This window comes from Jatrophihabitans cynanchi, assembly GCF_027247405.1.
Taxonomy (GTDB): Bacteria; Actinomycetota; Actinomycetes; order Mycobacteriales; family Jatrophihabitantaceae; genus Jatrophihabitans_B; species Jatrophihabitans_B cynanchi.
In genome coordinates this window covers 2,782,257-2,800,841 of the sequence record NZ_CP097463.1, presented here as the reverse complement: position 1 = coordinate 2,800,841, position 18,585 = coordinate 2,782,257, and the positions used below count along the sequence as shown (strand labels likewise).

Annotated in this window: 19 protein-coding genes; 5 read left to right on the top strand and 14 right to left on the bottom strand. The window is 71.3% G+C overall.

From position 1 onward, the window contains the following. Positions 1-23: 23 nt before the first annotated feature. The 4 genes from M6B22_RS13680 to mqnE form a co-directional block, all read right to left on the bottom strand. The gene (locus M6B22_RS13680; protein ID WP_269442114.1) at positions 24-905 is read right to left on the bottom strand and encodes a hypothetical protein; all 882 of its coding nucleotides are present in this window, start codon (positions 903-905) and stop codon (positions 24-26) included. Beyond that, positions 902-1,822 carry an ABC transporter ATP-binding protein gene (locus tag M6B22_RS13675; protein ID WP_269442113.1) on the bottom strand — a complete coding sequence of 307 codons (921 nt, stop codon included), beginning with the start codon at positions 1,820-1,822 and terminating at the stop codon, positions 902-904. Before M6B22_RS13675 ends, M6B22_RS13680 begins: the two co-directional genes overlap by 4 nt. Positions 1,823-1,899: 77 nt before the next feature. Further along, a complete protein-coding gene (locus tag M6B22_RS13670; RefSeq protein WP_269442112.1) occupies positions 1,900-2,208 on the bottom strand; it encodes a DUF4229 domain-containing protein in 309 nt (102 codons plus the stop codon). Beyond that, positions 2,208-3,368 (bottom strand): aminofutalosine synthase MqnE, encoded by a 1,161-nt coding sequence (gene mqnE, locus M6B22_RS13665; protein ID WP_269442111.1) that lies wholly within the window; start codon positions 3,366-3,368, stop codon positions 2,208-2,210. The genes M6B22_RS13670 and mqnE overlap by 1 nt, the downstream gene beginning before the upstream one ends. Positions 3,369-3,457: 89 nt before the next feature. Here mqnE and M6B22_RS13660 point away from each other — a divergent pair, with 89 nt between their 5' ends. The 3 genes from M6B22_RS13660 (at position 3,458) to M6B22_RS13650 (ending at position 5,770) form a co-directional block, all read left to right on the top strand. Further along, positions 3,458-4,336 carry a DUF929 family protein gene (locus M6B22_RS13660; protein ID WP_269442110.1) on the top strand — a complete coding sequence of 293 codons (879 nt, stop codon included), beginning with the start codon at positions 3,458-3,460 and terminating at the stop codon, positions 4,334-4,336. Beyond that, positions 4,326-4,760 (top strand): vitamin K epoxide reductase family protein, encoded by a 435-nt coding sequence (locus tag M6B22_RS13655; RefSeq protein ID WP_269442109.1) that lies wholly within the window; start codon positions 4,326-4,328, stop codon positions 4,758-4,760. The genes M6B22_RS13660 and M6B22_RS13655 overlap by 11 nt, the downstream gene beginning before the upstream one ends. A gap of 110 nt (positions 4,761-4,870) precedes the next feature. After that, complete coding sequence (locus M6B22_RS13650) at positions 4,871-5,770, top strand: SAM-dependent methyltransferase (protein ID WP_269442108.1); 900 nt, start codon at positions 4,871-4,873, stop codon at positions 5,768-5,770. 22 nt (positions 5,771-5,792) lie between these two features. On the opposite strand, the gene M6B22_RS13645 is transcribed toward M6B22_RS13650, so the two are convergent. From M6B22_RS13645 to M6B22_RS13605, 9 genes are read right to left on the bottom strand one after another with little or no spacing between them, the layout of a single operon-like run. Further along, entirely contained in the window at positions 5,793-6,254 is a 462-nt protein-coding gene (locus M6B22_RS13645; protein WP_269442107.1) for an Lrp/AsnC family transcriptional regulator, read from the bottom strand. 10 nt (positions 6,255-6,264) lie between these two features. After that, positions 6,265-6,936, bottom strand: coding sequence for a UbiX family flavin prenyltransferase (locus M6B22_RS13640; RefSeq protein WP_269442106.1), 672 nt, complete (start codon positions 6,934-6,936; stop codon positions 6,265-6,267). Continuing rightward, entirely contained in the window at positions 6,933-7,823 is an 891-nt protein-coding gene (mqnP, locus tag M6B22_RS13635; RefSeq protein ID WP_269442105.1) for a menaquinone biosynthesis prenyltransferase MqnP, read from the bottom strand. Before mqnP ends, M6B22_RS13640 begins: the two co-directional genes overlap by 4 nt. Then, on the bottom strand, positions 7,820-9,280 hold the full coding sequence (locus M6B22_RS13630) for a menaquinone biosynthesis decarboxylase (protein WP_269442104.1): 1,461 nt from the start codon (positions 9,278-9,280) through the stop codon (positions 7,820-7,822). Before M6B22_RS13630 ends, mqnP begins: the two co-directional genes overlap by 4 nt. 53 nt (positions 9,281-9,333) lie before the next feature. After that, entirely contained in the window at positions 9,334-11,175 is a 1,842-nt protein-coding gene (locus M6B22_RS13625) for an HlyD family efflux transporter periplasmic adaptor subunit (protein WP_269442103.1), read from the bottom strand. After that, positions 11,168-12,055 carry a DUF5666 domain-containing protein gene (locus M6B22_RS13620; RefSeq protein WP_269442102.1) on the bottom strand — a complete coding sequence of 296 codons (888 nt, stop codon included), beginning with the start codon at positions 12,053-12,055 and terminating at the stop codon, positions 11,168-11,170. The genes M6B22_RS13625 and M6B22_RS13620 overlap by 8 nt, the downstream gene beginning before the upstream one ends. A gap of 11 nt (positions 12,056-12,066) precedes the next feature. After that, positions 12,067-13,299, bottom strand: a complete 1,233-nt coding sequence (locus tag M6B22_RS13615; protein WP_269442101.1) for an ABC transporter permease — start codon at positions 13,297-13,299, stop codon at positions 12,067-12,069. Continuing rightward, positions 13,296-14,054: an ABC transporter ATP-binding protein gene (locus M6B22_RS13610; protein WP_269442100.1), complete on the bottom strand. Its 759-nt coding sequence runs from the start codon at positions 14,052-14,054 to the stop codon at positions 13,296-13,298. Before M6B22_RS13610 ends, M6B22_RS13615 begins: the two co-directional genes overlap by 4 nt. Continuing rightward, a complete protein-coding gene (locus M6B22_RS13605) occupies positions 14,047-15,264 on the bottom strand; it encodes an efflux RND transporter periplasmic adaptor subunit (RefSeq protein ID WP_269442099.1) in 1,218 nt (405 codons plus the stop codon). Before M6B22_RS13605 ends, M6B22_RS13610 begins: the two co-directional genes overlap by 8 nt. A 266-nt stretch (positions 15,265-15,530) precedes the next feature. On the opposite strand from M6B22_RS13605, the gene M6B22_RS13600 reads away from it, so the two are divergent. Next, a complete protein-coding gene (locus tag M6B22_RS13600) occupies positions 15,531-16,214 on the top strand; it encodes a response regulator transcription factor (protein ID WP_269442098.1) in 684 nt (227 codons plus the stop codon). Positions 16,215-16,224: 10 nt separating this feature from the next. Beyond that, the gene (locus M6B22_RS13595; RefSeq protein WP_269442097.1) at positions 16,225-17,547 is read left to right on the top strand and encodes a HAMP domain-containing sensor histidine kinase; all 1,323 of its coding nucleotides are present in this window, start codon (positions 16,225-16,227) and stop codon (positions 17,545-17,547) included. A 30-nt stretch (positions 17,548-17,577) separates the two neighbouring features. Here M6B22_RS13595 and ccsB read toward each other — a convergent pair whose 3' ends face one another. Beyond that, on the bottom strand, positions 17,578-18,585 hold the full coding sequence (gene ccsB / locus M6B22_RS13590) for a c-type cytochrome biogenesis protein CcsB (RefSeq protein WP_269442096.1): 1,008 nt from the start codon (positions 18,583-18,585) through the stop codon (positions 17,578-17,580).

The following is an 18,585-nucleotide window of genomic DNA, read 5'->3' as shown; positions in this document are numbered from 1 at the left end:
GCCCTCAGTGTCGCGCGAACCGCTCACGCATCGCGACGGCGCAGCACGTACAACCCGATGCCGAGGGCGACCACGACGTAGATCGCGAAGACGCCGAGGCCCGTCCACGGAGCCAGCAGGTCCTTGTCTTTCCCGTTGTTCATGCCCGCGGTGCCGGCGAGCAGCGGCAGGTACTTGCTCACGTGCTGCTGCAGCGAGCTCGGCAGCGCCTGGGCCAGCAGCGGCAGCACCAGAAGCAGGCCGAACAGCGTCGCGATCGCGCCGCCGGCGTTGCGGATGGCGAACCCGCAACCCAGCCCGAGCAGCCCCACGCCGACCATGTACAGCGCGGCACCGAAGATCGCACGCAGCGCCCCCGGGTGAGTGATCGGCACCCCGAGGCTGTGCAGCGCCCCGGCGCTCGCCCCGGGCCGGAACGCGATGCCGCCCCGCGGGCCGACGATGAACCCGCTCTTGACGTGATACCCGGCGAGCACCGCCTGACCACCGAGGAACGCGATGAAGGCGGCCACCAGGGTGATCACGAAGATCACGGCCGCGAAGATCGCGATCTTGGCGGCCCAGACCGGCACCCGGCGCGGCACGGCGGACAGCGTCGCGCGGATCATGCCGGTGCTGTACTCACCCGTGACGAACAGGACCCCGAGCACCGCAACGGCGAGCTGCGCCAGGTAGAAGCCGCGCAGGCTCAGCGCGGTCGGGTCGGGTTCGAAGCCGCCGTGCGTGGCGATGTCGTTGCCACGCAGGGCGGAGAACAGCACGCCCAGTCCGATCGAGATCAGCAGCGCGACGCCGATGCTCCACCAGGTCGAGCGCAGCGAGCGGAACTTGATCCATTCGGACACCATGGCCCGCCGCTGGGTTACGCCGAGGTGCACCGCGGGCTCCACCGCCGTCGCGGTCACAGGCGGGCCGCCTGCATCGGCGTGCCGAACTCGACGGCATCGCGAGTCAGCTCCATGAACGCCTCCTCGAGCGAGGCCTGCTGCGGGGTCAGTTCGATCAGGGCCACCCGGGCCTCGGCCGCGACCTTGCCGATCTCGGTACTGGACAGCCCGCTCACCGTGAGCAGATCGCGCTCGGTGCTGGTGATGCTGACGCCGTCTGCCGCCAGCAGGTCGCGCAGGCGCGGTGCCTCCTCCGCCCGCACCCGGACCACCGAGCGGCCCGAGGCGTTGGTCAGCTCCGCCACGCTGCAGTCGGCGATCAGCCGGCCCTGACCGACGACGATCAGATGTGTCGCGGTCATCGACATCTCGCTCATCAGGTGCGAGGAGACGAACACCGTCCGGCCCTCGGCCGCCAGCGAGCGCAGCAGGGTACGGATCCACAGGATCCCTTCCGGATCCAGCCCGTTCACCGGCTCGTCCAGGATCAGCGTGTGCGGGTCGCCGAGCAGCGCCGACGCGATACCGAGCCGCTGCCCCATGCCGAGTGAGAACCCGCCCGCCCGCTTGCCGGCGACCTGGGTCAGTCCGACGAGCTCGAGCACCTGATCCACCCGGCGCCGACCGATGCCGTGCGTCGCGGCCAAGGCGAGCAGATGATTGCGCGCGGACCGGCCGGTGTGAATCGCCCGCGCCTCGAGCAGCGCGCCCACCTCGCACAGCGGCGCCGTCAACCGGGTGTACGGCCTGCCGTTGATGCTCGCCGTTCCCGTGGTCGGCCGGTCCAGCCCGAGCAACATGCGCATCGTCGTGGACTTACCGGCACCGTTCGGGCCGAGGAATCCGGTGACCACCCCCGGCTGCACCACGAACGACAGCCCGTCCACGGCAACGGTTTCGCCGTAGCGCTTGGTCAACCCGACAGCTTCGATCACGACTATCAGGCTAGGCGGACGTCGTCACCGCCACATCCGTCCCGCGGATGAACCTCGCCCTCCACCTTTCGGCGCAGTCAGTTCTGCTCGCCCTCGCCGGGCTCGAGCTTGTCGTCCAGTTGCTGGCGATCCTCGCGGCGCGCGTTGAGCCGGTCCTCGACGCTGGCGGCGAACCTGGCCCGCGGCACCGCGAGCAGCACGAACGACAGCGGCACCGACAGCAACAGCGCGACGAACGCGGCGACCAGGCCGTGCAGCCCGATCAGCACCATCAGCCCCCACAGCGCGAAGAACAGCGCGAACCGCAAGATCGTGTAGAGCCACATCGACCCCATCCACCGACCGAACGACGAGCTGCCCTGCGGGTGCTTCTCGGCCACGGTCACTACGCCCAGACCGCCTGCGGCTCGGCGCGTCGCTCCGCCAGCGGGACGGGCGCGTCGTACTCGCGCACGATCTCGTACCGCGTGTTGCGCTCGACCGGGCGGAACCCGGCGTCGCGGATCAGCTCGAGCAGGTCCTCGCGGGTGAGCTTGTCCGGCGTCCCGTAGTGGTCGGCGTCGTGCGTGATCTTGTACTCGACCACCGAGCCGTCCATGTCGTCGGCGCCGTGGTTGAGCGCCAACTGGCTCGTCGACAGGCCGTGCATCACCCAGAACACCTTGACGTGGTCGAAGTTGTCGAGCATCAGCCGCGAGACGGCGAAGGTGCGCAGCACGTCCGCGGGCTGGGCCATCGGCAGGTGCGAGAGCCGGTTGTTGTCGTTGTGGAACCGCAGCGGGATGAAGACACTGAAATTGCCGGAAGCCGCTTCCAGTGACTCATCCTGCAGTTCGCGCAGGCGCAGCACGTGGTCGACGCGGTGCCGCGGCTCCTCGATGTGCCCGTACAGCATGGTCGCTGGCGTGCGCAGCCCCTTGCGGTGCGCGAGCCGGTGGATGCGCGACCAGTCCTCCCAGTGCGTGTTGTGGTCGACGATCTGCTTGCGCACGTCCCAGTCGAAGATCTCCGCGCCGCCGCCGGTGAGCGACTCCAGACCGGCGTCGATCAGTTCGTCCAGGATCTCGTCGGCGCTCAGCCCGCTGATCTCCTCGAAGAAGTGCACCTCGGTGGCGGTGAACGCCTTGAGCGCCACACCGGGCAGTTCGGCCTTCAACTCCCGCAGCACCCGCGGGTAGTACTTCCACGGCAGCGTGGGGTGCAGCCCGTTGACGATGTGCAGCTCGGTCAGCCCGTCGCCCTTCATCGCGGACGCGAGCGCGACGGCCTCCTCGACGCGCATCGTGTACGCGTCCTTCTGCCCGGGTTTGCGCTGGAAGCTGCAGTACGCGCAGGACGCCGTGCACACGTTGGTCAGGTTCAGGTGCCGGTTCACGTTGAAGAAGACGGTGCCGCCGTTCTTCTCGGTGCGCACGCCGTGGGCCAGGCCGCCCAGCCAGGCGAGGTCGTCGGCCGCGTACAGGTCCTCGCCGTCCTGGCGGCTGAGCCGCTCGCGCGCCTGGATCTTCTCGGTCAGCTCCGCCTTGCGGGCCTCGGTCAACGCCATGCCCACAGGGTACGGGGGGCCCTTGGTCCGGCCCGTTTCGGGACCATCGCCCGCGGCGGGGCCCAGTCCGGTCCGGGACGGTGGTGATCATGCCTGCCCCGAAGACGTCCGCCCGCCGGCCGCCCGCACCCCCGCTGCACCCCCACCGGCGGAACCGGTGGTTGGTCGCGGGCGCCCCGATCGGCGTCGTGATCATCGCGGTCAGCGTGCTGGTCGGGGTCAAGCTGGGCACCGGTTCCGGCCCCAAGTCGGGCACCCGCGCCGAGACGGCTGCCGCCGCCGTCGTGCAGGCCGTGACGGGTGTGCCGGCCGGCGTTCTGGACGCGGTCGGCGTCGGGACCAGCACACAACTGCCGGCGGCGATCGCCGGACCGGCGCTGACCGCGGACGGCAAGCCGCGGGTGCTGTACGTCGGCGCCGAGTACTGCCCGTTCTGCGCCGCGCAGCGGTGGCCGATGATCGTGGCGCTGTCCCGTTTCGGCACCTGGCAGGGGCTGGGGCAGACCACCTCCGCCGGCGCCCCTGAGGTGTACCCGGACACCGCAACGCTCACCTTCCACGGCGCGACGTACCGCAGCGAACTGCTGTCGTTCACCGGTGTCGAGACCGAGTCGAACCAGGTCGTCGACGGGCGGTACGCCCCGCTCGACACGCTCTCTGCCGCGGACGCCGCCGTGCTGCGCGCGCACGATCCGTCCGGCGGCATCCCGTTCGTGGACCTCGGCGGCCGGCGGGCCACCACTGGGGCGAGCTACTCGCCGGCGGTGCTCGCCGGCAAGACGCACGCGCAGATCGCCGCGGCGCTCGCCGATCCGGCCTCGGCCATCGCCCGCGGCGTGAACGGCGCCGCGAACGTGATCAGCGCCGCGTTGTGCGAGTTGACCGGCGGCCAGCCGGCCGCGGTGTGCACCTCTGCCGGCGTGCGAGCCGGGGCGGCAGCTCTGGCCGACTCAGCCCATGCCGGCTGAGCTCGCGCGCCGCGGGCTGGCCCCGTTCGCCGTCGCGCTCTTCGGGCTCGCGGTCTCCGGCTATCTCACCGTCGAGCACTACGCCGCGGCGCCCGCGTTGCTCGCCTGTCCGGAGTCTGCGGTCGTCAACTGCGCCAAGGTGACCACCAGTTCCTGGTCGCAGATCGGCCCGTTGCCTGTCGCGGTGCTCGGGCTGGGGTACTTCCTGGTGATGACCGCGCTGACCGCGCCGCCCGCGTGGCGGCTGCCTCGGCTGAACACGGTGCGGATCTCGGGCGCGGCGGCCGGGGTGCTGATGGCGCTGTACCTGATCTGGGTGGAGCTGTTCCGCGTCGAGGCGATCTGCCTGTGGTGCACCGCCGTGCACGCGGCCGCGGTCGCGCTGCTCAGCAGCGTCCTGTGGACCTCGTCCTCGTCCCGTTGAGTGGCGGCTTTCGTCGTGAGTGGCGGTGTATAGGCCGCCACTGAGTCCATAACCCGCCACTCAACGACAAGAGGCGCAAAGCGGCGGATTCCCCTACGCTCGACAACGCCATGCAGATCCCGTTGCTGCCCAGCGAGCTGCACACCACCGAGCGACCCAGCATCACCGCCCAGTGGACTGCCGTCGTGCGCGCCCTGGAGCTGGACCGTCCCGAGCCCGAGCGGATCGTCAGCGACGAGTTCGCGCCGGTGTTCCTGACCGCCACGTCCCGCGCCGTGCTGGAGTCGCTGCGGCTGGGCTCGCCGCTCGTGCGGCGGGCCGAACGGCACGAGCTGGCCGGGGTGTCGGCCTTCGTGCTGCTGCGCCACCGGTTCATCGACGATCAACTGCGGGACGCCCTGGCCGACGGCGCCGAGCAGGTGGTCGTGCTCGGCGCCGGCTACGACAGCCGCGCCTACCGGTTCGCCGACGAGCTGCGCGGCCGGCCGCTGCACGAGGTCGACCTCGCCCCGCTGTCGCGTCGCAAGGCCGAGGTCGTGGCCGGGCACCCGGAGCTGTTCGCGGCGAACACGATCCGGCGGGTGGAGATCGACTTTCGCACCGAGTCGCTCACCGACCGGCTGCTCGATTCGGGATTCGCGGTGGGCGTGCGCACCGTCGTGATCTGGGAGGGCGTGAGCATGTACCTGACCCGGCTCGCGGTGAGTGCGACGCTCGGCGCGCTCCGCGAGATCTGCGGTGTGGGCTCCCGGCTGGCGATGGACTTCTGGCACGAGCCGACCGGGCGGGGTCGGTACGACCAGGCTCGCCGCGCGGCCGCGCAGGCCATCCGGCTGTTCGGCGAGCCGGTCACCTTCAGCCTCGCCCCGGACGCCGCACCCGGCTTCCTCGATCGGCACGGGTTCGCTGCGGTCGACGTGGCCGGGGCGGCCGAGCTGGTGGCTCGCTACGCGACGGGTGGCCGGCCGAGCGAGAAGTCGCTCTACGCCGTCGCCGCGCAACTGAACTGAGCCGGGCGGCAGCCCGGCGTGCTCAGCGCTGTCCCGGTGCCTGCAGCACCTGCACGCGGTCTTCGAACTTCGTCGACAGCACGACGGTGGTGCGGGTTCGCGCCACACCGCGGATGGCGTTGAGGTTGCGGATCGTGGCCTCCATGCCGCTGACGTCCGGCACCCGCACCTTCACCACGAACGTCTCCTCGCCGGCGACGAACCAGCAGTGCTCGACGGCCGGGACGGCGGCGAGCTGCGCGGCGACGTCGTCGGTGTCCGCGCTGTCGGAGATGAAGATCCCGACGAGGGCGTTCATCGCGTAGCCGAGCGACTCCGGGGCGACGGCCGCGTGGTAGCCGGTGATCACGCCGTTCGCCTCGAGCTTGGCGACCCGCTCGTGAACGGCCGGCGCGCTCAACCCGACGACGCGGGCCAGCTCGGCGTAGGTCGCCCGGGCATTGGCGCGCAGGGCGTCGAGCAGTTGGCGGTCGACGGAGTCCACGGCGCCGACGCTACCTCGCGCCGCCCAGCTCGCCGCGCCAGCGGGTGATCAGGTCGTGCTCGACCCCGATCGCGTCCAGGGCCTTCGCCGCGACGAAGTCCACCAACTGCTGGACGCTCTTGGGCGCCGCGTAGAAGCCCGGGCTGGCGGGCAGCACGACCGCGCCGGCGTCGTGCAGCGCGAGCAGGTGCTGCAGCGTCGCCCGGGTGTACGGCGTCTCGCGCGGCACCACGACGAGCGGGCGGCACTCCTTGAGCGTGACGTCGGCGGCGCGCTGCAACAGGTCCTTGGACAGCCCGACGGCGATGCCGGCGACGGCCGCGGTCGAGGCGGGCACGACCAGCATGCCGCGCGTGGGGTACGAGCCGGACGACGGGCCGGCGGCCAGGTCGCCGGCCGCCCAGTGCCGGACGTCGCCCAGCTCACGCTCCTCGCGTTCCAGCCAGCCGGCGAGGTCCGCGCGCCAGTGCGCATCGCGGAAGGCCAGGCCGGTCTCGTCCAGGATCGTCAGCCGCGCCGCGCGCGAGACGACCAGGTCGACGGGCAGCCCGGCATCCAGCAGGCCGGTGAGCACGGCGCGCGCGTACGGCGTGCCGGACGCCCCCGAGACGCCGACGACCCACGGGGTGCGCGCATGACTGCCCGCGGAGCCACCCCGGGGTGTGGTTGTGGGGGTAGTCATGCGCGCAGGCCGAGGCGCAGCAGGTCGGCGAGGGCGAACGCGAACAGGCCGATGCCGATCACGCCGTTCGCGGTGAAGAAGGCGCGGTTCACCCGGGACAGGTCGTGCGCGCGGACGATCAGGTGCTCGTACACCAGCACCGCACCGGTGAGCAGCACGCCGGCCCACCACAGCCAGCCCAGCCCGGCCGCGGCGCCGAACCAGGCGAACGCGGCCACCGTCACGACGTGCACCGCCGACGAGGCCCGCAGTGCCGTCGCGATGCCGAAGCGGGCCGGGACGGAGCGCGAGCCGATCCGGCGGTCGACCTCGGCGTCCTGGCACGAGTAGATCAGGTCGAAGCCGCCGATCCAGGTGCCGACCGCGATGCCCAGCGCCACGGCCGCGCCGGGCACGCCGTCTGTGACGGCGAGCCACGCGCCGACCGGCGCGACGAACTGGGCGAGCGCGAGCAGCACCTGGGGGTAGTCGGTGAACCGCTTGCCGTACGAGTAGAGGACGAGCGCGAACACGGCGACCGGCGCGAGCAGCAGGCACAGCCACGACAGCGCGGCCGCCGCGGCGAGGAACACCGCGAGCGCGATCAGCGTGCCCACCCAGGCCGAGCGCACCGACAGCTCTCCGGTCACCAGCTCGCGGCGCGCGGTGCGCGGGTTCAGCGCGTCGAAGTCGCGGTCCAGGATCCGGTTCGCCGACATCGCGACGGTCCGCGCCGACACCATCGCCACCGTGATCAGCGCCAGCTGCACCCAGTGCACCGACCGGGTCTGCGTCCACATCGCGGTGAGCGCGGCGAGGTAGGCGAACGGCAGCGCGAACACCGAGTGCTCGATCATCACCAGCGACAGGAACTTGCGGACGCGGCCCCGCTCGGCCAGTGCGGTCATCGGCCGATCCCGTACTCGCGCCAGCGGCGACCGACCAGCTCGAGCGTCGATGCGTCCAGCACGCATTCGGCCGGCCAGCCACCCTCGCGCCGGTACCCCTCGGTGGGCAGCTTGCGGGTCGCGTCGACCCCGAGCTTGCCGCCGTAGAACTGCTCGTACGACGCGTGATCGAGGTGGTCGACCGGCCCCACGCTGTGCAGCACGTCGCGGGCGTAGTCGACGTTCCCGAACGCGCGCCACGCGACCTCGGCGTAATCGTGCACGTCGCAGTCGGCGTCGACGACCACGATCAGCTTCGACAGCGACAGCAACCCGGCTCCCCAGATCGCGTTCATCACCTTCTGCGCGTGCTTCGGGTAGCGCTTGTCGATCGAGACGATGCAGCAGTTGTGGAACACGCCCGCCTCGGGCAGGTCGTAGTCGACGATCTCGGGCACTGTCAGCTTGATCAGCGGCAGGAAGATCCGCTCGGTGGCCTTGCCCATCGGCCCGTCCTCCTGCGGCGGCCGTCCGACGACGATCGACTGGTAGATCGGGTCGGTGCGCATCGTCAGCGTGTCGACGCGCAGGTACGGGAACGGCTCGACCGGCGTGTAGAAGCCGGTGTGGTCGCCGAACGGTCCTTCCGGTAGCCGTGCGCCCGGCTCGACCCAGCCCTCCAGGACGACCTGCGCCGCCGCCGGTACCTGCAGCGGAACGCTCACGCAGTCGACGAGATCGACGCGCTCGCGCTGCAGGAACCCGGCGAACAGGTACTCGTCGATGTCGGCCGGCAGCGGCGCGCTGGCCGCGTAGGTCACCGCCGGCGGGCAGCCGAACCCGATCGCCACCGGCAGCCGCTCGCCGCGCCGCTCGGCGATCGCCGCGTGCGAGGTGGAGTCCTTGTGGATCTGCCAGTGCAGGCTGACGGTGCGCTCGTCCTGCAGTTGCAGCCGGTACATGCCCAGGTTGCGCGCCCCGGTGTCCGGGTGCTTGGTGTGGGTCAGCCCGAGGTTCAGGAACACCCCGCCGTCGTCCGGCCACGACTGCACGCCGGGCAGCAGGTCGACCAGGTCGATGTCCTCACCCTGGAGCACGACCTGCTGGCACGGCGCGCCCTTCACCCGCCGCGGCGGCGCGGCGCGCAGCTGGGACACCTTGCCCAGTGCATCCTTGAACCCGCCCACGCCGCGCGGCAGTTCCGGCCTGAGCAGCTCGCCGAGGCGCGCGCCGATCTCGTCCAGGTCGTCGACGCCGAGGGCCCGCGCCATCCGCCGCGGCGTGCCGAACGCGTTGATCAGCAACGGCATCCGTCCGCGGGTCGGGTTCTCGAACAGCAGCGCCGGGCCGTGTTCGCGCAGCACCCGCTGCACGATCCCGGTCACCTCCAGGTGCGGATCGACGGGCGCGGACACCCTGGCCAGGTCGCCGTCGCGCTCCAGCGCGGCCACGAAGTCCTGCAGATCGGAGAACGCCACGTCCGACAGTATCCCTGGCCGCCGACCCGTCCCCGCTCCGAGTGGTCAGCCGGTCAACCCCCGCCGCCGAAGGTGGCGAGCCGCCCGGTGAAGCCGCCGGGAAAGGTACCGCCGAAGCGCCGGATGGACGTGGAGTTGCTGGTGGCGCTGCTCGGCAACGCCTTGCCCGGTAGCGCGAGCTGGACCTTGTCCCCGGCTTTGACGCCGGCCGTGACCTGGCTGGTCGCGGCGCCCGCCAGCCCGAGCGTCACCTGCGTGGTGGTGCTCCTGCCGCCACGGACGACGGTCACGAGGTGCCGGCTGCCGACCGTGGTGATCGCGGAGTTGGGGACGGTCACGGCGTTGCTGACCGTCCCGGTCGTGACGGTGGCGTCCGCACCGACGCCGTCGAACAGCTTCGGCGAGTTCGCGGCCAGGGTCACCGTGACCGGGAACGTCGTCGTGCCTGCGGACGTGCTGCTCAGCAGGCCGATCTTGGTGACCGTCCCGTGCAGCGCACTGGTCTGCCCGTCCACCGCCAGGCTCGCCGACTGGCCGAGCTTCACCTGCTCGATCTGGCTGAGCGGCACGTTGATCTGCACGATCTGGTTGCCGGTGCCGAGGATGGTGATGCTCTGCCCGTTTGATCCGGATCCCACCGTGAAGCCGACGGTCGCGACAGTGCCGCTGATCGGGCTGGTCAGCGTCGCGGCCCTGAGGTTCTGCCGGGCGAGCTTGAGTTGCGCCTCGGCGGCGTCGATCGAGGCCTGGTCGGCGGCGAGCCGGCTGGCGCTGGCGGGCTCGCTGCTGCTCTGCTGAGGGGCGCTTCCGCCGGTCTGCGAGTTCTGGGGACTGCCGCTCTGTCGGGTGGTACCGCCGGTGCCGGACGACCCGGTGCCGGACGACCCGGTACCGGACGACCCGGTGCCGGACGACCCCGTGCCGGACGAGCCGGGCGAGCCGGTCAACCCGGTGCCGTTGCTGGCCGCTTCGATCGCTGCGGGCAGCATGCTCAGCAGCCCGTCCAGTGCCTTGACGGCGCCATCCAGGCTGCTGATCTTGCCGTCCTGAGCGGTGACCGCCTTGTCCAGGGCGGCCATGTCGGTGCTGAGGGTGTCCGCGAACGCCTCGTAGTCCGCTTGCGCGCTGGTACACGCCGGATCGCTCGAGCCGCCGGCGCAGGTGCTCTTCTGCGCGTCACGCAGTTTCGTGTTCTGGACGACGTCCTGGTCGACGACCTGCTGGGTTGCGTCCACGTCCTGCTGGCCGGCGTCGACGGCCTGCTGCGCGGCCAGCACCTGCTGCTGCCCGGCGGCGATCTGCGCCAGCAGCCGGCTGAGGGTGCTGCCGCCGGGCGTGCCGTTCTTGCCGGTACCGCTCGTGCCGGTGCCGTTCGTGCCGGTGCCGGGAGAACTCGGCGAGGGCAGCAGCGTCTGGAAGGCCGAGTCGGTTGCCGCCAGGCTGTCGGCAGTACCGGAGGCAGTACCGGACGCAGTACCGATGCCCGAGCCGGCGGCGCTGGTCTGGCCGGCCTTGTCGGCCGCGAGCTTCTGCTTGGCGGTCGCGACGGTGGCGCCGGCGGAGTCGACGTCGCTGTCCAACGAACTGGTATCCAGCTTGGCCAGCACCTGCCCCTTACTGACCTGCTGGCCCGCCTTGACCTTGACCGTGCTGACCGTGCCGTTGGTTGCGAACGACGCGCTGGCTTGCGAGGACGAGCCGACGGTGCCGGACGCTTCCACGACCTGGGTCACCGAGCCGGTCACCGCGGTGGCAGTGACCGGCTGGGCGGGATCCTCGCCGGTCGCGGCCAGCGCGGCCGACCCGCCACCGACGAGCACGACCAGCCCGACGCCCAGTGCGCTTACCCGGCGCCGTCGAGCGCGCCGCCGTCGAGCCGAGGCGACCTCAGCCACCGTTGCCCCCGTCTCCGCCACCGAAGCTGCCGAAGCTGCCGAAGGCGCCACACTGCCCGTTTGCCGGATCGGTGATGACCAAGGCGGTCGCGGTGACCGTGCCGCTGGAGTCGGCGCTGCCCCGGGCGGTCGCGCAGCGGCCTACCTTGATCGCGCTCGCGGTGGCTGACTTCTCCGAGGTGATCGTGGTGGCCGAGCTGAGGGTCACCGTCGTGGTGGACGTGGCCGGGCTGCTGGATCCGGAGCCGAACTCCCGGGCCGCGATCACCAGGGTGTTACCGGACACCGACGTCACCGAGCCGCGGGCGATGGCCCCGAAACCCGCGCGGCCCCGGTTCCGCGCGGCACCGGTGGGGAAGCCGGAGGGAGGTCCGCCGGTGGGAAAGCCCGATGGACGCGCGCCGGTGGGGAAACCGGACGGACGTGCGCCGCCTCCGCCGAACTGACCGTCCCGCCCAGTGCACGAACCGTCGGTCGGCGCGCTCACCGAGAGCGTGCTGGCCGCGAAGCTGGTGGCGGTGGGCGAGGTGCCGGGACCGGCCGTCGCCGTGACACAGTCGCCGGCCTCGATGGAACTGGCCGCCACTTTCACCTGCTGCGTGAACTTCGTGGTGGCGGTCCAGTGCACGGCCACCTGCCCGTTCTGCCGGCTCTGCACCTGCATCGTGGTGCCGGTGACCGCGGCGATCGTGCCCGAAGCAGCCGGCGGCGCACCGCGTCCGAAGCCCCGCCCGGCAGCGGCCGGCGAACTCGAGGTGGCGCCCCCGGTGGGCGTGGCCGGGTCCGACGGCGAGGAGCCGCCGCCGCAGGCGGCCACGGTCGCGACCGCGGCCAGTCCCGCCACGCCGGCGAGCAGTCGCCGGGGCGGACGAATCTGCATCGATCTGCCTTTCATTCGCTACGCAACGCGTCGATCGGGGACAACCGAGCGGCCCGGGACGCGGGATAGACGCCGAAGCCGACGCCGATCGCGATCGCAACCGCGATGGCGAGCAGGATCCACGGCACCGAGATCGCGACCGGGTTGCTGATGAAGTGCGGCAACGTCAGCGCCGCACCGACACCGGCCGCGACCCCGAGCAGACCGCCGGTGAGGCCGAGCATCGACGCCTCGGAGAGGAACTGCCTGCGGATCAGCGCCGGGGTGCCGCCTAGTGCCTTGCGCAGCCCGATCTCACGGGTGCGCTCCTTGACCGAAACCAGCATGATGTTCATGACCCCGATACCGCCCACGATCAGCGACAGCGCCGCGACCCCGATGAGCAGGTCGGTGAGCGTGCTGTTGACCGAGGACGTCGTGGACAGCACCGACTGCTGCGTGGTGATCGTGAAATCGGTGCTGGACCCGGACGTGGTCGCATGCCGGTAGGCCAGCAGCGCATCGGCCTCCTGGTACGCCGCGGACAACCGGCCCTCGCTGGTCGCCTTGATGTAGATGGTCTGCACCGAGGTGCGGTTCCTGCCGCCGACGACGCGCTGCGCGGCCGTGCTGATCGGCATGATCGCCTGGTCGTCCAGGTTGCTGGTGGAGTCCGAACCGGCCGAGGCCAGCACCCCGATCACCTGGTACGGGACACTGTTGACGGTCACGTTCTGGCCGACCGGGTTCAGCGGCCCGAACAGTTCGCTCGCGGTGTCGGACGCGAGCACCACGACCGCCGCAGCGTTCTTCTCGTCCGTGGCGCTGATGAAGCGTCCGGACGAGAGCGTGCGGCCGCGAACCGACGCCCAGTCCGGCGTGGTGCCGACGACGGTGGTGGTCCAGTTCGTCGAGCCGTTGTCCAGCTCCCGCGAGCTGGACTGCAGGACGGGTGCGACCGCGGCGATGTCCGGCGCGGCCTGCTTGGAACTCAACGCCGTGCCGTCGGCGGTCGTCAGCGAGGACGCCGAGCCGAAGCCGCCACGGACGCCGCTCGTGGTCGAGCTGCCCGGCGACACGATCAGCAGGTTCCCGCCCAACGCGGCCAACTGCTTGGACACCTGTTGCTGCGCGCCCTGCCCGAGCCCGACGGTGAGCACCACGGCGGCGATGCCGATCAGGATGCCCAGCGAGGTCAACGTCGAGCGCAGTTTGTGGGTGCGGATCGCGTCCCAGGCGTTGCGCAGCGTGTCCGGCCAGTTCATGCCGATGCCCCCGCGACGTCGACCGTCTCGTCGGAGGCGATCAGGCCGTCGCGGATCCGGATCACCCGGGCAGCCGCGTTGGCGACCTCCGCCTCATGGGTGATCAGCACGACCGTGCGGCCCTGCCGATGCAGCTCGCCGAACAGGCTCAGCACTTCCGCGCTGGCGGTCGAGTCCAGGTTGCCGGTCGGCTCGTCGGCCAACAGCAGCGCCGGGTCGGTGGCCAGCGCACGCGCGACCGCGACCCGCTGCTGCTGCCCGCCGGACAGCTCGCCCGGCCGGTGATCGAGCCGGTCGCCGAGCCCCACCCGCTCCAGGGCATCCTGGGCGCGCTGCAGGCGGTCCGCGCGGCTCATCCCGGCGTAGGACAGCGGCAGTTCCACGTTGCGCAGCGCGGTCAACGAGGGCAGCAGGTTGAACTGCTGGAACACGAACCCGATCTGCCGGTTACGCGCGACGGCCAGGTCGAGCTCGTCCATCGTCGACACGTCCTCGCCGGCCAGCTCGTAGCGGCCCGAGGTCGGCACGTCCAGGCAGCCCAGAATGTGCATCAACGTGGACTTGCCCGACCCGGACGGGCCCATGATCGCCACGTATTCGCCTTGCGCGATCGACAGACTGACGCCGCGCAGGGCCTCCACCTCGACCGTGCCGGTGCCGTACACCTTGCGGACCCGCTCCAGCTTGATCACCGGCGCCGGGCCGCCCGGGGCGCGGTGGCCCGATCCGAGCTGTGGCTGGTGACGCCTAGCCACCGAAGCCACCGCCGCCCGCGCCTCCGCCTCCGGGGAAGCCGCCGCCCGGGAAGCCGCCGCCGGTGCCGCCGCCGAATCCGCCGCCGCGACCGCCGCGGTTCGAGGTTCCGCTGCGCGTGGTGGAACCGGTGCCGCTGCGCTGCAGTTGCGGCACCAGGATCTTGTCGCCGGCCGACAGACCGGAGGTGATCTGGGTCTGCAGGCCGGAGCTGATGCCGACCTGAACGGGCGTCCGGACCGTCTTGCCGTTGACCACCTTCTCGACGTACTGCGATCCGCCCGCTGTTCGGTGCAGCGCGATGGAGGAGATCGCCACGACGTCAGAGAGCTGCTTGTAGATCAGCGTCGCGGTCACGCCGGCGCCGTCGTGCATCCCGGACGGCGAGCCGGTCACCCCGATCACCACCGGGTAGCTGGCCGTGCCGCTCGAGGACGAGGACGTCACCGCGATGGAGGAGATCGTGCCGTACACGGTGTCGCCGGCACCGGTCACCCGCAGCTGGGCCTGGTTGCCGACCTTGATCAGTCCTACCGAACTGGCGTCCACCGTCGCGTTCACGACCCACGCGTTCGTGCTGATCACCTGGATCTGCGCACTCGACGTGGACGAGGCGTTGCTGGTGGCACCGTTCGCGCCGCCGCCGCCGCTCGACGAACCACCGGTCCCGGAACCGGATCCGGACACCGACTCGCCGACGGTCAGGTTGACGCCGGCCACCACGCCGGCGATCGGCGAGGTCATGGTCGCGCCGGCGAGCGCCTTGCGCGCCGAGGTCAGCTGATTCTGCGACGCCGTCAGCGCCGCCTTGTCAGCGGCCAGTTGGGTGTCGGAGACGTCGTTGACCTCGTCGTCATCGACCTTCGCCTTGTTCGACGCGACGCCGGCCTTCGCCTGCGCGACCGTGGCGGCCAGTGCCGCCGAATCGATGGTGGCCAGGATCTGCCCCTTGCGCACCGTCTGCCCTTCACTGACCCGCACCGTGGTCACCACGCCCGAGGAGGAGAAGTTCAGGTTGCTCTGCTGAGCGGGAGCCAGCGTCCCGCTCGCCGACACGCTCTGCCGGATCGTCCCGGTGCTCACCGTCTGGGTCGTCGTGGCGGCGGCCACGGCCGGATCGCCGCCGCCGCCGAGTCCGAACACCGTGCCCGTTGCGGCACCGCCCACCACCAGCACCGCGATCGCGGTGGACCACCACGGATGAGCCCGCACTCGTCGACCCGCCGCTCTGATCAGCCTCACCGCGATCGCTCCAGTTCCTGAATCCGCACTCGACCAGCTCGCCGGAGAATGCTGGGACTTGTCTGCGACAACCCCCTGCGCAGCCGTACGACGAGAACGCCAGGGCAGCGCCGATATGGATGGTCCGGACGCGAGCGTCAGGCCGGCCTCAGTGCAGTGATAAGCCCGTCCTAAGCCGCCGTGAGAAACACATGTGCGCCCCCCGCCGGCTGCACAGGCCGCGTACCGTGCGGCGCATGGCGCAGGTGCTTCTGGTCGAAGACGACGCCGCGATCCGCTCGGCGTTGACCCGTGCGCTCCGCGATCACGGGCACGGTGTCGCGTCGGTCGGTTCCGGGCTGCCGGCGCTGTCGGCGGCCGTGGAGAACCGACCGGACGTGGTGCTGCTCGACCTAGGCCTACCGGACGTGGACGGCGCGGATGTGCTGTCGATGCTGCGCGCCGTCAGCGACATCCCGGTGATCGTGGCGACCGCTCGTGACGAGGAGTCAGAGATGGTGCGCCTGCTCGAACTGGGCGCTGACGACTACGTGATCAAGCCGTTCACCGCGCTGCAGCTGAACGCGCGAATCAGGGCGGTGCTGCGCCGATCCGGCCGCACCGAGGAAGATCCGGTGATCACCGTCGGCGGGCTGCGGATCGACACCCGCAGCTACGAGGTGCAGGTCGACGGCCGCCCGGTCGAGCTGGCCCGCAAGGAGTTCGAGCTGCTCGTCGCGCTGGCCCGGCGCGCCGGTGAGGTGGTCAGCAAGCGCGACCTGCTGGCCGAGGTGTGGCAACTGGCCTGGGGCGGATCGGACCGCACCGTCGATGTGCACCTGTCCTGGCTGCGCCGCAAACTCGGCGAGACCGCAGCGGCGCCGCACTACCTGTACAGCGTGCGCGGTGTCGGCGTGCGCCTTGCGACACCACCGACATGAAACCCGGTCCATGAGAAAGCGCATCATGCTGCTCGTGGTCGGCGTGACCACGGTCGTGCTGCTCGCGTTCGTCATCCCGCTTGCCTTGCTGGTGCGTCACGTCGTCTACCAGGACGCTGCGAAATCCGTACAGGACAAGGCGAACCGGATCGCGAACTACGTGCGCGGCAGCTTCCCGGCACCGACGACCGTGCAGCTGGAGGAGTTCCTGGGGCACCTGGGCGGCGACAGCGCGGCGAGCGTCCAGCTTCCCGACGGCACCGTGGTCGGCCGGCAGCCGCCGGGCGACCCCGCGGACCTCCCAGAGGTCCGCACCTTCCGCCGCGACGACCCGACCTCGCGACGCGCCGGCCCGCTGCAAAGCGCGGTCGACTTCCGTGGCGGCAAGCTGGCGCAGCTGCCCATCCTGAGCGACCCGCAGCAGCCGAGCATCGACATCGTGCGGGTGTTCGCATCCGACGCGCAGCTGCACGCGGGCGAGACGAGGTGGTGGCTGCTGCTCGCCGGCAGCGCGGTGGGCCTGCTGTTGCTCGCGGCGGTCGCCGCCGAGCTGCTCACCCGGCGCCTGGTCCGTCCGCTCGAGCGCACCGCCGAGACGGCGCACCGGATCAGCGCCGGCGACGTCAGCGCGCGGGCCCCGACCGACGGGCCGCGCGAGATCGCGGAGGTCGGCGCCGCGCTGAACCAGCTCGGCGACCGCATCGACCAGCTGATCGCAGAGGAGCGGGAGACCGTCGCCGACCTCTCGCACCGGCTCCGCACACCGCTCACCGCGCTGCGGCTGGACGCCGAAGCGCTGCGCGACCCGGTCGAGGCCGATCGGGTCAGCACGCACGTCAGCTCCTTGGAGCGGATGCTCACCGCGGTCATCCGCACCGCGCGCCGCCCCCAGCGTGAGGGGCGCATGCCCTCCTGCGACGCCGCCGCCGTAGTCGCCGGCCGCGTCGCGTTCTGGTCCGCGCTCACCGAGGAGCAGAATCGGCCGGCCACCATCGAGCTGGCCGGTTCCCCTTTGCCGGTAAGGGCATCAGCCGAGGATCTCGGCGCAGCCGTGGACGCGTTGCTGGAGAACGTCATCGCGCACACGCCCGAAGGCACCGCATTCGACGTGCGGCTGGCCGAGACGGCGCGCGGTGCCCGGCTCGAGGTGTCCGACGCGGGACCGGGACTTCCCGCCCACGCGCTGGTCCGCGGCCGCAGCGATCGCGGCTCGACCGGCCTGGGCCTGTCGATCGCCCGGCGCTGCGCCGAACTCAGCGGCGGCGAGATGGCCGTCGGAAGCTCGCCGCACGGGGGCGCACGCGTGATCCTGGACCTCGGCGCCGCCCGTTGAGCCAGGCCCGATCAAAGCCTGCTCGAGGGCTCAGCTCAGGCCGGCGTAGGAGTGCAGCCCGGAGATCACCATGTTGACGATCAGGAAGTTGAAGATGATCGAGCCGAACGCGGCCAGGTTCACCCAGGCGGCTGCGCGGCCCTTCCAGCCCGCGGTCGCGCGCGCGTGCAGGTAGCAGGCGTAGATGACCCAGACGACGAACGCCCAGGTCTCCTTGGGATCCCAGCCCCAGTACCGTCCCCACGCCGCCTCGGCCCAGATCGCGCCGCAGATGATCGCGACCGTGTACAGCGGGAACGAGAACGCGACGATGCGGTACGCCGCCTTGTCCATCGACGTGGCGTCGGGCAGCCGCGCGGCGAGGTTCGCGAACGCGCCGCGCCGGAACCCCGGCTGCACGCTCACCCGGTCGTAGCGCTGCTTGGCCAGGTACAGCAGGCTGAGCACGGCGCTGGTCATGAACGCGCCCTCGGCGATCGCCACCAGCGTCACGTGGATCGCCAGCCAGTACGACTGCAGCGCGGGCACCAGGGGCTGCGCCTTGGAATACAGCACCGTCCCGGCCAGGAACATCACCAGGATCACCGGCAGCAGGATCAGCCCGCCCAGATGCCGGATCTGCGGCGCCCGCCACAACAGCGCGATGAACGCGATCACCCCGACGAGACCGGACACCGAGGCGAACTCGTACATGTTGCTCCACGGCACCGCGTCCACGGCGATCGCGCGGACGGCGATGGACGTGGTGTGGAACAGCGCACCGAGCACGGTGATCGCGAACGAGAAGCGCCCGACGCGGTCGGCGAAGGAGCGCTCGGCCGGTGGTGGCAAGACGGTGCTGGGAATCGTCTCGATCGCGGGGGGACCTCCTCCGCCGACCAGTTCGCGCTCGCGCACCGGCATGGTCGCCGCGACCCGGCCCTTGCGGCCGAACGCGTACTCGGCGGTGTACCCGACCATGGCGACCGCGTAGACCGCGATCGAGGTCGTGAACAACCCGTCGGACAGGTGCGCCATCGACCCGTCGATACCGGCCAC

Excerpts from the sequence above, each read along its gene's own strand:
- M6B22_RS13655 (WP_269442109.1), top strand. The coding sequence starts at position 4,326 with ATGCCGGCTGAGCTCGCGCGCCGCGGGCTGGCCCCGTTCGCCGTCGCG.
- mqnE (WP_269442111.1), bottom strand. The coding sequence starts at position 3,368 with ATGGCGTTGACCGAGGCCCGCAAGGCGGAGCTGACCGAGAAGATCCAG.
- M6B22_RS13650 (WP_269442108.1), top strand. The coding sequence starts at position 4,871 with ATGCAGATCCCGTTGCTGCCCAGCGAGCTGCACACCACCGAGCGACCC.
- M6B22_RS13640 (WP_269442106.1), bottom strand. The coding sequence starts at position 6,936 with ATGACTACCCCCACAACCACACCCCGGGGTGGCTCCGCGGGCAGTCAT.
- M6B22_RS13615 (WP_269442101.1), bottom strand. The coding sequence starts at position 13,299 with ATGAACTGGCCGGACACGCTGCGCAACGCCTGGGACGCGATCCGCACC.
- M6B22_RS13600 (WP_269442098.1), top strand. The coding sequence starts at position 15,531 with ATGGCGCAGGTGCTTCTGGTCGAAGACGACGCCGCGATCCGCTCGGCG.
- M6B22_RS13595 (WP_269442097.1), top strand. The coding sequence starts at position 16,225 with ATGAGAAAGCGCATCATGCTGCTCGTGGTCGGCGTGACCACGGTCGTG.
- M6B22_RS13660 (WP_269442110.1), top strand. The coding sequence starts at position 3,458 with ATGCCTGCCCCGAAGACGTCCGCCCGCCGGCCGCCCGCACCCCCGCTG.
- mqnP (WP_269442105.1), bottom strand. The coding sequence starts at position 7,823 with ATGACCGCACTGGCCGAGCGGGGCCGCGTCCGCAAGTTCCTGTCGCTG.
- M6B22_RS13620 (WP_269442102.1), bottom strand. The coding sequence starts at position 12,055 with ATGCAGATTCGTCCGCCCCGGCGACTGCTCGCCGGCGTGGCGGGACTG.